Annotated in this window: 15 protein-coding genes; 12 read left to right on the forward strand and 3 right to left on the reverse strand. The window is 35.5% G+C overall.

From position 1 onward, the window contains the following. Positions 1–41 precede the first annotated feature (41 nt). Entirely contained in the window at positions 42–578 is a 537-nt protein-coding gene (locus tag MKS83_RS21610; RefSeq protein WP_240581298.1) for a hypothetical protein, read from the reverse strand. A gap of 19 nt (positions 579–597) precedes the next feature. Beyond that, on the reverse strand, positions 598–1,401 hold the full coding sequence (locus MKS83_RS21615; RefSeq protein ID WP_240581299.1) for a DUF4197 domain-containing protein: 804 nt from the start codon (positions 1,399–1,401) through the stop codon (positions 598–600). 104 nt (positions 1,402–1,505) lie between these two features. Between MKS83_RS21615 and MKS83_RS21620 the strand changes: the two genes are divergently transcribed. The 12 genes from MKS83_RS21620 to MKS83_RS21675 all read left to right on the forward strand — a co-directional run bounded on the left by MKS83_RS21620 (position 1,506) and on the right by MKS83_RS21675 (position 14,622). Continuing rightward, positions 1,506–3,779 carry a family 20 glycosylhydrolase gene (locus MKS83_RS21620; protein WP_240581300.1) on the forward strand — a complete coding sequence of 758 codons (2,274 nt, stop codon included), beginning with the start codon at positions 1,506–1,508 and terminating at the stop codon, positions 3,777–3,779. A gap of 19 nt (positions 3,780–3,798) precedes the next feature. After that, positions 3,799–4,425: a Crp/Fnr family transcriptional regulator gene (locus MKS83_RS21625; RefSeq protein ID WP_240581301.1), complete on the forward strand. Its 627-nt coding sequence runs from the start codon at positions 3,799–3,801 to the stop codon at positions 4,423–4,425. A 72-nt stretch (positions 4,426–4,497) separates the two neighbouring features. After that, complete coding sequence (locus MKS83_RS21630) at positions 4,498–5,289, forward strand: sulfite exporter TauE/SafE family protein (protein WP_240581302.1); 792 nt, start codon at positions 4,498–4,500, stop codon at positions 5,287–5,289. 80 nt (positions 5,290–5,369) lie between these two features. Next, the gene (locus MKS83_RS21635; protein WP_240581303.1) at positions 5,370–6,791 is read left to right on the forward strand and encodes an MBL fold metallo-hydrolase; all 1,422 of its coding nucleotides are present in this window, start codon (positions 5,370–5,372) and stop codon (positions 6,789–6,791) included. A 49-nt stretch (positions 6,792–6,840) separates the two neighbouring features. Beyond that, positions 6,841–7,464 (forward strand): class I SAM-dependent methyltransferase, encoded by a 624-nt coding sequence (locus MKS83_RS21640; protein WP_240581304.1) that lies wholly within the window; start codon positions 6,841–6,843, stop codon positions 7,462–7,464. Positions 7,465–7,478: 14 nt separating this feature from the next. After that, complete coding sequence (locus tag MKS83_RS21645; RefSeq protein ID WP_240581305.1) at positions 7,479–8,042, forward strand: YeeE/YedE family protein; 564 nt, start codon at positions 7,479–7,481, stop codon at positions 8,040–8,042. Between the two features lie 10 nt (positions 8,043–8,052). Next, positions 8,053–8,517: a DUF6691 family protein gene (locus MKS83_RS21650; protein ID WP_240581306.1), complete on the forward strand. Its 465-nt coding sequence runs from the start codon at positions 8,053–8,055 to the stop codon at positions 8,515–8,517. A 102-nt stretch (positions 8,518–8,619) separates the two neighbouring features. Then, positions 8,620–9,612: an isoaspartyl peptidase/L-asparaginase family protein gene (locus tag MKS83_RS21655; RefSeq protein ID WP_240581307.1), complete on the forward strand. Its 993-nt coding sequence runs from the start codon at positions 8,620–8,622 to the stop codon at positions 9,610–9,612. 23 nt (positions 9,613–9,635) lie between these two features. Next, positions 9,636–10,184 carry a hypothetical protein gene (locus MKS83_RS21660; protein WP_240581308.1) on the forward strand — a complete coding sequence of 183 codons (549 nt, stop codon included), beginning with the start codon at positions 9,636–9,638 and terminating at the stop codon, positions 10,182–10,184. 12 nt (positions 10,185–10,196) lie between these two features. After that, positions 10,197–10,859, forward strand: coding sequence for a copper homeostasis protein CutC (locus tag MKS83_RS21665; RefSeq protein WP_240581309.1), 663 nt, complete (start codon positions 10,197–10,199; stop codon positions 10,857–10,859). Between the two features lie 159 nt (positions 10,860–11,018). Continuing rightward, positions 11,019–13,502, forward strand: coding sequence for a beta-mannosidase (locus MKS83_RS21670; RefSeq protein WP_240581310.1), 2,484 nt, complete (start codon positions 11,019–11,021; stop codon positions 13,500–13,502). Positions 13,503–13,713: 211 nt separating this feature from the next. Further along, a complete protein-coding gene (locus MKS83_RS21675) occupies positions 13,714–14,622 on the forward strand; it encodes an AEC family transporter (RefSeq protein ID WP_240581311.1) in 909 nt (302 codons plus the stop codon). Here the strand turns inward: MKS83_RS21675 and MKS83_RS21680 are convergent. Next, positions 14,619–15,089: a hypothetical protein gene (locus tag MKS83_RS21680; RefSeq protein ID WP_240581312.1), complete on the reverse strand. Its 471-nt coding sequence runs from the start codon at positions 15,087–15,089 to the stop codon at positions 14,619–14,621. The two genes, MKS83_RS21675 and MKS83_RS21680, sit on opposite strands and share 4 nt — an antisense overlap. Positions 15,090–15,133: the final 44 nt, after the last annotated feature.

Below are 15,133 nucleotides of genomic sequence, written 5' to 3' on the forward strand. Positions count from 1 at the left end.
CATAAAAAAGCCGAAAAGGAAATCTTTTCGGCTTTTATTTTTTAATTTAACTTTAAAGAAGTATTTGATATATCCAGGTATTCTTTAAAGTGTTGAGCATTAATATCCCAATCTTTAAAATTTTCGATATCCAATATTTTCTTTCCATTTTCTATTTTTGAAGTAATTAAGATGTTGGGCTTTTCCTTTGAAAATTTTATGATACGATTTTTATCTTCAGCATAGGATGAAATACTGAAGCCGGAAACCAGATAAAAAATGTTGTTTCTTTCCAGTTCCTGCTTCGTTTGATCGTTTATTTTTACTTTATCAGTGTACGAAAAATATAAAATAGGAAAACTGACGGGGATCACAAAATGATTAGTCCCTGTCAAAATAACAGAATTATTTTCCTTGTCAACCCTCACATCTACTGCTTTGATCGTATTTCCTGCTTTTGTATAGCAGTATGCCTGTAATTTCTCAACAGGAATATTTTTCTCAAAATATATCGTTAAATTAAATTGTGCACTTGAAGAAGCCTGAGCAAAAAAAAGTTTTGAGCAAAAAATAAAAAGAAATACAATCAATTTTTTCATTGATATAACTTTTAGATTTTTATTTAGTGTCCTGAGCACCAAAAACCTTTTGCAAAATACTCGTCGTCCTCATGGCAGGCGTATTTCGGATTCCGCTTTCTTTGTCTGCAACCATTTTGAAAACTCCGTTGATGGTTTCAGTGGTTACATATTCGTTAAGATCGGTGGTTACAGATTGTCCTGTTAACGTATTATATTTTGAAATAATTCCTTTCCAGACACTGTCTGCACCTACTTTTCCGAGAGAAGCTTTTACTTTAGGTTGAAAAGCAGTAAATAACTGAGATTGCGTTTTTGTCTGTAGATAATTGGTTGCCGCATTATCGCTACCCAATAAAATATTTTTTGCATCCGTAATCGTCATCGAAGTGATGGCTTTTGTAAAAATAGGTGCAGCTTCAGTTACAGCATCCTCCGCAGCTCTGTTGAGCAATTTAACACCCTGATCGGCAAGACTTCCCAATCCTAAAGAACGAAGGGTAGTGTCAACTTTTCGTAGTTTTTCGGGCATTAATATTTTTACAGCTTCATTTTTTAAAAAACCATCTGTTACGCCCAGCTTTTTTACTCCTTCATTCACTCCCAGACTTAAAGCTTCCTTCAATCCTGATGAGATCTGAGTGGAAGTAAGGCTTCCAAGATTAATTGGAGAAGAAGTGGCGGAAGTATTTTTGGGAGTGGTTGTTGAGGTTGTTGTTTTTACGGGTGTATTAAGATCGATACCGGTATTATCTTTTACAGCAGATTTGATAGCATCTAAAATCTGTGCCTGTGTGGAAACTGAAAATAATAACATTCCAGCCAATACAATTGTTTTTCTCATCGTTTATTTTTTGCAAAATTAGATATTTATACTTTTAATAAGTTAAAAAGGATAAGTGAATTTCAGAAATTAAGTATATTCGCTAAAATCTTAAATCCCGTATTATGCTACGTTTTTTACTGGTATTTTCTTTATTTATTTCAACTCTATTTTTTTCTCAAAAAAGACTGAACTTAATTCCTTATCCGCAAAAAGTTGAATTTCTGGAAGGAGAATTTATAATTCCGGAAACCTTTATATTGGATGAATCTCTCCCTAAAGAAGAAACAGAATACTTTAAGAAGCATATTGATAAGGTATTTAAATTTAAAAATGAAAAAAATAAGAATACTGTTCATTTAGTATACTCATTATACCCGCCAACTTTATCACATATACCTAAAAAGGATGAAGAAAAAAAAGAAAAATACTCTATTTATATTTCTCCAAAACGTATTATCATAAATTCTTATACAAAACAGGGATATTTTCTGGCTCTTCAGACACTGATCCAATTATTTGGACAGTATAAAGATTCAGGAAAAATTCGAGCAATGAAAATTGAAGACGAACCAAAATTTGCCTGGAGAGGAATGCATTTGGATGTTTGCCGTCATTTCTTCACGGTTGCAGAAGTAAAGCAGTATATTGATTATCTGGCCATGTACAAGCTGAATACTTTTCACTGGCATTTAACAGATGATCAGGGCTGGAGAATTGAAATTAAAAAATACCCGAAACTGACGCAGATTGGTTCAAAACGTAAAGAATCCATGATCGGTGCTTATGTTGATAATACGTTTGATGGAAAACCTTACGGTCCCTATTTTTATACACAGGATCAGATCAAAGAGGTGGTAAAATATGCGGCAGAAAGACATATTACCGTAGTTCCCGAAATTGAAATGCCGGGTCATGCTTTGGCTGCATTATCAGCTTATCCTGAACTGGCCTGTACAAAAGGTCCTTTCGAACCCGCTACCAAATGGGGCGTTTTTGATGATGTTTTCTGTCCAAAAGATGAAACTTTTAAGTTTTTAGAAAATGTTCTGGATGAAGTGATGACGCTTTTCCCTTCACAATACATTCACATCGGTGGTGACGAATGTCCGAAAACACGATGGAAAGAATGTGCCCATTGTCAGGAATTGATTAAAAAGAATAATTTAAAAGATGAGCATGGTTTACAAAGCTATTTCATCCATAGAATTGAAAAATATGTTAACTCAAAAGGAAGAAAGATTATCGGTTGGGACGAGATTCTAGAAGGCGGATTAGCACCCAATGCGGCAGTAATGAGCTGGACTGGAGTAAATGGTGGAATTGAAGCTGCAAAATCAGGGCATTTTGCCGTAATGACACCGGGTTCTTATTGTTATTTCGATCATTATCAGGGAGATCCTGCTACGGAACCCAATGCTTTTGGAGGATTTACGCCATTAGATAAAGTATATTCTTATGATCCAATTCCAAGTGAATTGAACGTGGAGCAGGCAAAATTTATCAAAGGAGTTCAGGCTAACTTATGGACGGAATATATTTTAGACTTTAAGCAGGTTCAGTATATGATCTTCCCAAGATTGTTCGCTCTTTCTGAGGTGGGATGGGGAACTTCAGATCCTAAAAATTACAAAGAATTTGAAGGAAGAGTAATTGATCAGTTTAAAGTTTTGGATAAATTGGGAGTGAATTATGCAAAAAGCATGTATAATATTACCGGAAAAGTAACAGCTGCTAATACGGGGGTTTCTTATGAATTGTCAACGTCACAGGATCCTAACGGAATTCGATTTACACTGGATGGAACAGATCCGACGGCAAATTCGCAGGTTTATAAAACTCCTGTTTCAATTTCAAAATCTTTAACGGTAAAATCTGCTTATTTTGAAAACGGACAATTAAAAAGTGCTGTTTCATCACAAACTTTTACAGTTTCAAAAACGACAGGTAAAAAAATAACACTGGAACAGCAGCCGAGTGAGAATTATTCTTTTGGAGGAGCTTTAACTTTGGTAGATGGAATTATCGGAAACCAAAGGCAGTTGGGAAAAACATGGTTGGGATTTCAGGGAAAAGATGTGGTGGCAACGATTGATTTCGGACAGAAAACCCAGTTTTCAGAAGTCTATTTTAATACATTAGACAATAAAGGAAGCTGGATTCACTTTGCGAAATCGGCTCAGATTTTTATCTCTGATGACGGAATGAATTTTAAAATGATTAAAGAAATCGGAAAAGAAGAAATTTTGAATGCCAAAGGAAAGATTAAGCTTACGATAGGAAGTCAAAACTCAAAATATATTAAAGTTAAAATAGAAAATGCAGGAATTATCCCTGTCGGAAATCCAGGGGCTGATTCAAAAGCATGGCTTTTTGTTGATGAAATTGGCGTAAATTAGTAAGGAATTTAATAAGATTATGGAAGGCACCATTTTATCCTCAGAATTTAATTCCTCTCCTGAGCTGGTTGAAAAGCTTTATCAGTATGGAATCACCAAAACCTATCATGAAGGAGATATCATTTTAGATGAAAATTCCTCTATCCGTTCGATTCCTATCGTGATGAAAGGTATGATGAAGGTTATTCGTACCGAGGAAGACGGGCGTGAAATTTTATTATACTATATCAAAGCCGGAGAGAGCTGTATCATGTCTTTTCTCGGTGGAATGCACAATGAAAAAAGCATTGTAAAAGCTGAAGTGGAAGAAGATACCGAGATTCTGTTTTTACCCATAGATAAAGTTTCGCTTTTCATTAAAGAATATCCGGAATGGTTAGATTATATTTTCCGTCTTTACCATAAACGGTTCGAAGAATTGCTGGATATTATCAACGCAATCGCTTTTAAAAAAGTAGACGAAAGACTGCTGAATCTGCTTCAAAAAAAATCAGAACTATCGAATTCGACCACAATTATCATCACTCACGAACAGTTGGCAAACGAATTGGGAACAGCCAGAGTTGTTGTTTCCAGGTTACTGAAACAGCTGGAAGAAGAAGGACAGTTGAAACTCGGTAGAAATAAAATTCAGCTTTTATTTTAAGTTATGTAACAAAAGTAACTGTACAGAAATAATGGAATTTCCATTTTTGCTTTCAAATTAAAGGAAGTAAAAATGGAAATTTTTGGTTATATCGCATCAGTTTTAATTGGTGTTTCTTTAGGATTAATTGGCGGCGGTGGAAGTATTCTTACCGTTCCCGTTCTTGTCTATCTTTTTGGGATAGATGCATTATTGGCTACAGAATATTCGCTTTTTATTGTAGGAATAAGCAGTGTGGCGGGTTCAATGGCGTATTTCAAAAAAAAATTGGTGAATTTTAAAATCGCTATAGTTTTCGGAATTCCGTCTGTAATTTCCATTTTTCTTACCCGCAACTATCTTTTGCCTCTCATTCCGGATGAAGTTTTAAGAATCAACAATCTGATGATTACCAAAGATATTTTTCTGCTGCTGATTTTTGCAGGATTAATGATGGTAGCTTCCTACAAAATGATCCGGAAAGATGTGCAACAGCCGGACGAAAAGCAAGAAAATAAAAATAATACCCTTTTAGCAGCAGGAGAAGGCTCTGTTGTCGGAGTTTTAACAGGATTAGTCGGAGCAGGCGGAGGATTTATGATTATTCCGGCATTGGTTAATCTTCTGAAAACACCCATGAAAGTGGCGATCGGAACTTCGTTGGTTATCATTTCTTTAAATTCTCTGATCGGATTTTTTTCCTCCATTCAGGGAACACTTATTAATTGGAGATTTCTATTATCCGTATCAGCAATCGCTGTTGTAGGAATCATAATAGGATCATATTTATCGAAAAAGATTGATGGGAAAAAGCTGAAGCCTGCATTCGGATGGTTTATTTTGGTTATGGGAATTTATATCATCATTAAAGAAATTTTTCTCTAAAAACCTTATGTAACAAAAGTAGCTGTGCAGGAAATACTAAAAAGAGAAATTTGTACTCAACAAAACAAAATTTATTAAAAATGAAAATAGAACAGATTTACACAGGATGTTTGGCTCAGGGAGCTTATTATATTATTTCCGATGGGGAAGCGATTATTATTGATCCTTTAAGAGAAACAAAACCTTACTTGGACCGTTTGGAAAAAGATAAAGTAACGCTTAAATATATCTTTGAAACCCATTTTCATGCGGACTTTGTAAGTGGTCATTTAGATTTAAGCCAAAAGACAGGAGCCCCTATTGTCTATGGACCAACTGCAATACCGGAATTTGAAGCGATTATTGCAGAAGACAATCAGGTTTTTGAGATTGGAAAAATTAAAATTAAAGTGCTGCATACCCCGGGACACACGCTGGAGAGTTCTTCTTTTTTGTTAATGGATGAACATGGAAAAGAGACAGCATTATTCAGCGGAGATACTTTGTTTTTGGGAGATGTCGGTCGTCCCGATTTAGCTCAGAAAGCTGCGGATATGACTCAGGAACAATTGGCAGGACTGCTTTATGACAGCTTATATCAGAAGATTATGCCTTTAAATGATGATATTATCGTTTATCCGGCTCATGGCGCAGGTTCGGCTTGTGGTAAAAATATGCAGAAAGAAACGGTAGACACGTTGGGAAATCAGAAAAGAACCAACTATGCCTTAAATCAAAAAGATAAAGAAAGCTTTATAAAGGCTGTAACTGACGGACTTTTGCCACCTCCCGCTTATTTTGGGATGAATGTAGCGATGAATAAAAAAGGATACGAGAGTTTTGATGAGGTTTTATCTCATGGCTCGAAAGCATTATCTCCCGATGAATTTGAAGAAACAGCAGAGCTTTCCGGAGCCTTGATTCTTGATGTAAGAAGCAATAATGAATTTGCAAAAGGCTTTATTTCGCAATCCGTTAATATAGGACTGGATGGAGATTTTGCACCCTGGATAGGAGCTTTAATTGCTGATGTACAACAGCCGATTGTATTGGTGACGAATGAAAATGAGGAAGAAGAAGCAATTACCAGACTGAGCAGAGTTGGGTTTGATCATGTTTTAGGTTTCTTACAAGGTGGTTTTGAAGCCTGGAAAGATAGCGGAAAAGAGGTGGATTCAATTCATCGGATTTCAGCAAAGCAGTTTGAAGATGAAATTAAGGACAAAGCAGTAAAAGTTATCGATGTAAGAAAAGAAAGCGAATATAATGCAGAGCACATCGACGAGGCCTACAACAAGCCTTTGGCATATATCAATGAATGGATCAGTCAGATTAATCCTGAAGAACACTTTTATCTGCACTGTGCGGGTGGATACAGAAGTATGATGGCAGGGAGTATTCTTCAGGCAAGAGGTTACCGGAATTTTACCGAAATTGAAGGAGGGTTTAACGCGATTGCCCAAACTGATATTCCTAAAAGCGATTTTGTATGTCAGACTAAGGTTTTTCCCTATATTAGTTAAAATCTACGTGACTTATAAAATATATTATTTATAAAAATAGAACGAAATAATGATAAATTTTGAACAGCAGAATTATAAAAACCATTGGGAAAATGTATATGAAACCAAAAATCCGGATGAGGTAAGCTGGACGCAAAAAATCCCGCAAACTTCTTTGGATCTTATAGAAGAGGCTTCGAAAGACAAGTCTTCAAAAATTATAGATATTGGCGGTGGAGACAGTAACTTGGTCGATTTTTTATTGGAAAAAGGATTTGAAAATATTTCCGTTCTGGATATCTCTTCAAAAGCACTGGAAAAAGCAAAAGAAAGATTAGGATCCCAAGCTGAAAATGTAGATTGGATTGCTACAAATATTATAGAATTTGAACCACAAACAACGTATGACATCTGGCATGATAGAGCGGCTTTTCATTTTCTAACAACAAAAGAAGAAATAAAAAAATACGCAGAGATTGTCAAAAACGCAGTTTCCGATACACTGATTATTGGAACATTTTCTGTAAATGGTCCGCAAAAATGCAGTGGGTTACCAATTGTACAATATGACGAAAACCGTTTGAAAGCTATATTTTCGGATAGCTTTGAGCTGGTGAAATTTTTTACAGAAGATCATATTACACCGTTTAATACTGTTCAGAACTTTATTTTCTGTCAGTTCAAAAAGAAATAAATTGAAATAAACTTATGTTGGATATTATAAAAGAACCTTGGCCTTGGTACGTTGCAGGTCCGTTAATAGGACTTACCGTTCCGATATTACTGATTTTAGGAAACAAATCTTTTGGGATCAGTTCATCATTGCGACATATTTGTGCAGCCTGCATACCAGGAAATATTAATTTTTTTAAATACGACTGGAGAAGAGAAAGCTGGAATTTGTTCTTTGTCTTAGGAATTTTCTTTGGCGGAGTGATTTCTGCCAATTTTCTGATGAATCCGGGAGAAATTATCGTGAATCCAAAGCTTAAAGCAGAATTAGCCGGTTACGGAATTACAGATTACAGCAATCTCGTTCCCACCCAGTTAATGAATTTTAAAAGCTTATTGACTTTAAAAGGCTTCCTAACCATGGTTGTTGGCGGATTTTTAGTAGGCTTTGGAACCCGGTATGCAGGAGGATGCACAAGTGGTCATGCTATTATGGGACTTTCCAATCTGCAGTGGCCGTCTTTAGTGGCAACAATCTGTTTCATGATCGGTGGTTTTTTTGTGGCAAATGTTGTGTTGCCGATTATTCTTTCACTATAAAAAATAAACAATGAAAAATAATAATGCAGTTTGCAATAATGAAATTACTGTTCAAAATAAATGGTATTATAACCTTAAATACCTCTTAGTGGGAATTTTATTTGGGATTGTTTTTGTAAAAGCTGAAATTATCAGCTGGTTCAGAATTCAGGAAATGTTCCGTTTGCAATCGTTCCATATGTATGGAGTTATAGGCAGTGCGGTACTTACAGGAATGATTTCCGTATGGCTGATTAAAAGGTTTAACATAAAAACTCTTGATGGAGAGCCGATTACAATAGCACCTAAGAAGTTTAACAAAGGACAAATTTACGGAGGATTGATCTTCGGCTTCGGATGGGCAATTACGGGAGCGTGTCCGGGACCACTTTTTGCTCAGATAGGAACAGGAGCTTTCGCAGTGATCATTACTTTATTAAGTGCGATTTTCGGAACTTGGATTTATGGATATCTGAGAGATAAGTTACCGCATTAATTTTGTCAGATAAATATTGGAAAAGGCTGTAGAAAATAATCTGCAGCTTTTTTGTTTTATGCTAATATGAAAATCGTTAATTTGTGGCCAAATAAATCAAGTATGCAGAGTAGAAGAAAATTCATAAAAAGATCGGCAGTAGCTTCCTTGGCATTGGCTATGAATCCGCTGGATCTGATCGCTAAAGAACTTCCCGAAAATAATAAAACAGTCAATAAACCCATTGTTCTTTCTACATGGAATTTTGGATTAAAAGCCAACGAAGAAGCGTGGACCATTTTGGGAAAAGGAGGTCGTGCTCTAGATGCAGTTGAAAAAGGAGTACGCTTAGTTGAAAATGATCCTACTGAAAGAAGTGTTGGTTACGGAGGACGTCCCGATAGGGACGGGAGAGTAACGCTGGATGCCTGCATTATGGACGAAAACTACAATATCGGTTCAGTGGCCTGCCTGGAAAATATTAAAAATCCAATTTCCGTAGCAAGAGCAGTCATGGAAAAGACACCACACGTGATGTTGGTAGGTGATGGTGCTTTGCAATTTGCAGTTTCCCAAGGATTTAAAAAAGAAAATATTTTGACCCCTGAATCCGAAAAAGAATGGAAAGAATGGTTGAAAGAAAGCAAATACAAACCCATCGTAAACATTGAAAACCACGATACTATTGGGATGATCGCACTGGATGCCAACGGAAACCTTTCAGGAGCGTGTACAACCAGTGGAATGGCTTTCAAAATGCACGGAAGAGTAGGAGATTCTCCAATTATTGGAGCCGGTTTATTCGTTGATAATGAAGTCGGGGCAGCAACAGCGACAGGTCACGGTGAAGAAGTTATCAGAACGGTAGGAACTCATTTAGTCGTTGAACTGATGAGACAGGGCAGAAATCCGCAGCAAGCTTGTAAAGAAGCGGTTGAAAGAATTGTGAAGATTACCCAAAGAAGAAATAAAAATCTGAAAGATATTCAGGTAGGTTTTATTGCGATCAATAAAAAAGGAGAATATGGTTCTTATTGTATTCAGGACGGATTTAACTTTGCGGTGTATGACCAGAAAGGAAACCGTCTGGAAAAACCTGAATTTGCTTTAAAATAAGAATAAAATAACAGATTGATTTAATGATAAAATATGCAATTGTTGCTTCTTTATTTCTAATGATTGGATGTAAAGATGTTAAAAAAACGGATGAAAACACTAATACTTCTGTAGTAGAAAATAAAGATGTAACCGATATAAAAGGTGAAGCTGAAGCCGCAAAAAACTGGCTGAAAAGTAGTATTCTAAGTTATTTTAAAGCAGATATTTCTGATCAGCAAAAAATAATGCAGAATATCACAACCAAAGACTACTATGAATACAAAACGGACGCAACAAACGTAGATATGGATGTGGATGGAAGTCTTAGTTTAAAAGATTTTCAGCAAAAATGGGGAAATAAATACAATACAAAATATGCAGGAATAAACACGGGATTTCTGATCTCTGCACAGGATTGGACAAATATTGAAGTTAGAAAATGTGAATTAGATGCTATTTCAGGAGATGAAGCATTTGTTTTTGATGTTGAGTTAGCTGATGATGCAGCCAAAGCTATTTTTAAACGTAAAATAGGTGTTGTCAAAAAAGACAATAAGTTTCTGATCGCAGATGTAATTGAAAAAGATTAAATTAAAAAAATAATGTCAAAAATAGAAATAGCATGCTTCAATCCTGAGTCCGCAATCATTGCTTTTGAAAATGGAGCGGATCGAATAGAATTGTGCGACGGATTAAGCGAAGGCGGAACAACTCCAGACTTTGAAACAGCAAAATTACTGAGGGAAAAAATCAATATTCCTATTTTTGTGATGATCCGTCCCCGTGGTGGAGATTTTACCTATTCTGATGAAGAATTTACACAAATGAAATCTGAATTGATTCAATTAAAAACATTAAATGTTGATGGCTTCGTATTCGGAATTTTAGATGAAAATGATGAGGTCAATGTAGCACAAAATAAAGAATTGGTTGAACTGGCAGAACCCTTTCCATGTACTTTTCATCGCGCCTTTGATCGTGCAAAAAGTTTAGAAGATTCTTTAGAAAAGGTGATCGAATGTGGTTTTAAAACAGTCCTTACTTCCGGACAGAAACCTAATGTCTCAGAAGGAAAAGAAAGTCTGAAAAAATTGGTTGAACTATCCAACGGAAGAATCGAAATTCTTGTAGGTGGTGGACTTCGCTCTACCAATATTGAGGAACTAAGAGACTTCACCAAAGCAGGGTATTTTCACTCTTCTGCAATTACGGATGGTGGAGCTTTTGCAAATCCCGGTGAGGTGGTTGCTTTGAAAGATAAATAAACTTACCAGAAAAATTTCATACAGCTTGTCATTCTGAATGTAGCGAAGCGTAGTGAAGTATCTAAGCTTTAATCTTAATGGTTTAGATTCTTCCTTCGTCAGAATGACAACTGTATGTTTTAAACTTTACAATTATAAATTATATAACTTAATTTATTGATGAACAAATCTATACTTTTTTCTTTTCTTTTCGTTCAAAATATCCTATTCGCTCAATTTTCCGAGCGAAACCTATCATCGGAAAAATGGAAGTTCAAAAATTCCAAAGAAAATAAATGGCTCACGGCCTCCGTGCCGGGAACGGTTTATTTGGATTTGATGAATAATAAGATCATTCCTGATCCTTACCAAGATGAAAATGACAAAAAAGTTCAGTGGGTAGAAAATGAAGATTGGGACTATCAGACTTCATTTAATATTTCATCGAAAGAATTGGCTAATCAAAACATTGATTTGGTTTTTAATGGATTGGATACCTTTTCAGAAATTTATTTAAATGGAAAATTATTACAATCGACGGATAATATGTTCAGAAAATGGACGATTCCGGTAAAACAGAACTTAAAAACCGGAGAAAATATTTTACAGGTTAAATTTAAATCGGCGGTAAATGTTGGAAAAGAACTGGCTAAAAAAGTTCCTTTTACCACGCCTGAATCTCCAAGAAGCTACGTAAGAAAGGCACAATATCAGTTCGGATGGGATTGGGGACCAAGATTGGTGACTGCCGGAATCTGGAAAAATGTACAGTTAAACTTCTGGAATCAGGCAAAACTTGAAAATGTAAAAATTGAGCAGAAAGCTTTAACCAGACAAAAAGCAGATTTAAATATTCATGCTGAAATTTTTGCTGAAAAAGAAGGGAAATATAGTTTTTTAATCAATAAAATCTCTCAGAATATTACTTTAAAATCAGGAAAAAATATGATTTCAATTCCCTATCAGATTCAAAATCCAAAATTATGGCAACCCAACGGTTGGGGCGATCCGAATTTATATCAGTTAAAAATTTCAGTACAAAAAGATTCAAAAACCATTGCAGAAAAGTCTGAAAGAATTGGACTAAGAACAGTTGAATTAATTCAGGAAAAAGATGAAAAGGGTAAATCTTTCTATTTTAAAGTGAATGGAAATCCAATGTACGCAAAAGGGACAAACTGGATTTCTTCTGACAGCTTTACCCCAAGAATAACAAAGGAAAAATATCAGAAACTGATCAAAGATTGTAAAGAGGCCAACATGAATATGATTCGGGTATGGGGAGGCGGAATTTACGAAGACGATGAATTTTTCAAGGCTTGTGACGAAAACGGGATTTTGGTTTGGCAGGATTTTATGTTTGCAGGAAGCTTTTACCCTTCTGACGAAAATTTCCAAAAGAATGTTGAGATGGAGGTCAAAGATCAGGTAGAAAGGCTTCAGAATCATCCGTCATTGGCTTTATGGTGCGGAAATAACGAAGTGGATGAAGCGATCGTAAACTGGGGATATCAGAAGCAATTCAAGTACTCAAAAGAAGATTCGGTGCAGGTTTGGAAAGATTATAAAAAGATTTTCCATGAGGTGATTCCGAATGCCATTAAAAAATATGCAACCAATGACAAGCAGATTTACTGGCCAAGTTCACCATCCATCGGTTGGGGACACCAAAAAAGCCTAACGGAAGGTGACTCCCATTACTGGGGCGTTTGGTGGGGAGAACAGCCGTTTGAAATTTATAACGAAAAAGTTCCGAGATTTGCTTCAGAATATGGTTTTCAGGGAATGCCCACATTGGAAACTACGAAATCGATGTTTTCCGGAGCTCCGGATTTAAGCTTACAAAACGGAACAATAAAAGCACACGAAAAACATTCGAGAGGTTGGGAAATTATAGATAATTATATGAAACGGGATTACCATATTCCGACAGATTTTGTAAAATATAATTATGTTTCTCAACTGCTTCAGGCTCGCGGAATGCAGATTGCCATTGAAGCACATCGCCGTGCAAAACCTTACAATATGGGAACTTTGTACTGGCAATTGAACGATTGCTGGCCTGTTGTTTCATGGTCTTCAATCGACTATTTAGGAAACTGGAAAGCGTTGCATTACCAGATTAAAAGAAGTTTTGAAAACCAGGTAATTCTAACTGAAGAGAAAGATGGGGTTTTGAACTTTTATGCTGTTAATGATGAGTTGAAGAAATTTGAAGATGTATCATTAATAGTTTATGCTAAAAAATTTAATGGAGATACTATAGTAAGAAGAAGAACAGATTGTAAAAAGAGATGTTTGGATGGAATTTTAAAATTAGCATCTCCAAAAACTTCATTTTTTATTTCAGAATCAGAAAGAGATAATTCTTTTTTAAACTTAGTTTTAGTTGATAAAAAAGGCAATAAAATTGCAGAATCAAATTACTTCTTCTCCAAATCAAAAGATTTAAAGCTTACAAAACCTACAATTCAGATTAAGAAAATTTCTCCGACAGAAATCGAAGTTTCTACAGATGTTTTGGCGAAAGATGTTTACTTAATGGGAGATACGCATTTCAGTGATAATTTCTTCGATTTGCTTCCGAAAACTTCTAAAAGAATCAAACTTTCAAAACCTTTGGAAAAAGTTGAAGTAATGAGTTTATTTGATACAATGAACTAAAAAATAATACATACAGTTTGTCATTCTGAACGTAGCAAAGCGGAGTGAAGAATCTCTTCTTGTCATAATTAAACAGAAATCTTCCTTTGTCAGAATGACTTCATAAATACTATTCATCGAATAAAATAAAGATGAAACAATTCAAAAAAATCTTTGAAAACGTCGCGTTAAAAAAGAATTGAGCCGTAAATTCGTATCATATCTTTCAACTATGGCGAATTTTGTTCTGATTGCGGTGTGTATTATTGCAGGAATGGTTCTCAAAGCTACAAAATCCATTCATCCCGATGCGCATAAAGGCATCAATACATGGATTCTTTATTTGGCACTTCCGGCAGTTTCGTTCAAATATCTGCCAAAAGTTCACTGGACAACAGAAATGCTTTTCCCGATTGTAGCTACTTTGCTTACCTCCGTGCTTTGTTTTTTCTTTATGATGTTTTACAGCAAAAGCAAAGGATACTCCAGACGTTCAAGAAGTACGTTGGAATTGATAAGCGGATACAGCAATACTTCCTTCATCGGATTTCCACTTGTTTCTGCCTTTTATGGTGAAAGTCTTTTGAGTATTGCTATTATTTGTGATCAGACGATGTTTTTTTCTCTTTCTACATTAGGAATTATTGCAGCTTTACGAGGAGGAAGCCAGTCAGGGAAAGTGAGTGCAGCTTTCATCCTGAAAAGATTGTTCACTTTTCCGCCTTTGGTAGGCTGTATTGCTGCATTGGTATTATCAAGATTTATAGATTTTACTTTAGCGGAACCGTTTTTTGATAAACTTGCCGCTACCGTAAGTCCGCTGGCGTTATTTTCAGTAGGGCTGCAATTAAAATTCAACGGCTGGAAAAAACTGATTCCTCAAATGTCTGCTTCCATGTTTTATAAATTAATTTTGGCACCTACCATTACATTAGGATTAGCGCTTTTATTGGGAATAAAAGGGAATATTGCCAAAATCACCATCTTCGAATCTGCGATGCCAACAGTTCTTACCTCAAGTATTATTGCAGAGCAGTTCAGGTTAAATACAAAGCTGACCAATCTAACGATCGGTTTTAGCATCATTATCGGCCTCTTTACCTCTGCAATTTGGTATAAAATTATTGATGTCCTTTTTTAATTCAGTTCAAAATCATACAGTATAATAGAATCTATATTGTCTTTCCACTGTTCCATATGGGCTGAATTGCTTACAGCTGGAGTGATTGATGTTTGCTGGTATGAAGAACTTCCTTTTAGTCTTATTTTAGCTTTGAAGTTCATTTTCTTTCCGGTTTTCTGGATAACGTTTAAAACAAAAATTGGCGCTCCCATGAGCTGACCTTCACTGAATAGCAGCTCAATGCTGTTATCCTTTATATTATCCTTTTTAAAATGGTGGAGCATATCAAAAAAGTCAATTTTTCCGGTAATATCCTTTTCTTTAACAGCTTCGAAACCGATGATTTTATTATTTTTTATTTCAGGTTTAAGGAGGATTTCCTTACCAATCGGGATAGTGATTTCGCCTTTGTTGAAACCTATTTTTTCCTGAGCCTGGATGATGATTACCGCAAATAGTGATACAATTGATAAAAGTCTTTTCATAGTTAGTTTATTAATTTGAATAATATTAGAACGATAAAAATAGA

The sequence above is a fragment of the Chryseobacterium sp. Y16C genome, from assembly GCF_022488405.1.
Lineage (GTDB): Bacteria > Bacteroidota > Bacteroidia > Flavobacteriales > Weeksellaceae > Chryseobacterium > Chryseobacterium geocarposphaerae.

Bases quoted from the DNA above. Each gene is read 5' to 3' on its own strand.
- MKS83_RS21610 (WP_240581298.1), bottom strand. From the start codon at position 578: ATGAAAAAATTGATTGTATTTCTTTTTATTTTTTGCTCAAAACTTTTT.
- MKS83_RS21615 (WP_240581299.1), bottom strand. From the start codon at position 1,401: ATGAGAAAAACAATTGTATTGGCTGGAATGTTATTATTTTCAGTTTCC.
- MKS83_RS21620 (WP_240581300.1), top strand. From the start codon at position 1,506: ATGCTACGTTTTTTACTGGTATTTTCTTTATTTATTTCAACTCTATTT.
- MKS83_RS21625 (WP_240581301.1), top strand. From the start codon at position 3,799: ATGGAAGGCACCATTTTATCCTCAGAATTTAATTCCTCTCCTGAGCTG.
- MKS83_RS21630 (WP_240581302.1), top strand. From the start codon at position 4,498: ATGGAAATTTTTGGTTATATCGCATCAGTTTTAATTGGTGTTTCTTTA.
- MKS83_RS21635 (WP_240581303.1), top strand. From the start codon at position 5,370: ATGAAAATAGAACAGATTTACACAGGATGTTTGGCTCAGGGAGCTTAT.
- MKS83_RS21640 (WP_240581304.1), top strand. From the start codon at position 6,841: ATGATAAATTTTGAACAGCAGAATTATAAAAACCATTGGGAAAATGTA.
- MKS83_RS21645 (WP_240581305.1), top strand. From the start codon at position 7,479: ATGTTGGATATTATAAAAGAACCTTGGCCTTGGTACGTTGCAGGTCCG.
- MKS83_RS21650 (WP_240581306.1), top strand. From the start codon at position 8,053: ATGAAAAATAATAATGCAGTTTGCAATAATGAAATTACTGTTCAAAAT.
- MKS83_RS21655 (WP_240581307.1), top strand. From the start codon at position 8,620: ATGCAGAGTAGAAGAAAATTCATAAAAAGATCGGCAGTAGCTTCCTTG.
- MKS83_RS21660 (WP_240581308.1), top strand. From the start codon at position 9,636: ATGATAAAATATGCAATTGTTGCTTCTTTATTTCTAATGATTGGATGT.
- MKS83_RS21665 (WP_240581309.1), top strand. From the start codon at position 10,197: ATGTCAAAAATAGAAATAGCATGCTTCAATCCTGAGTCCGCAATCATT.
- MKS83_RS21670 (WP_240581310.1), top strand. From the start codon at position 11,019: ATGAACAAATCTATACTTTTTTCTTTTCTTTTCGTTCAAAATATCCTA.
- MKS83_RS21675 (WP_240581311.1), top strand. From the start codon at position 13,714: ATGGCGAATTTTGTTCTGATTGCGGTGTGTATTATTGCAGGAATGGTT.
- MKS83_RS21680 (WP_240581312.1), bottom strand. From the start codon at position 15,089: ATGAAAAGACTTTTATCAATTGTATCACTATTTGCGGTAATCATCATC.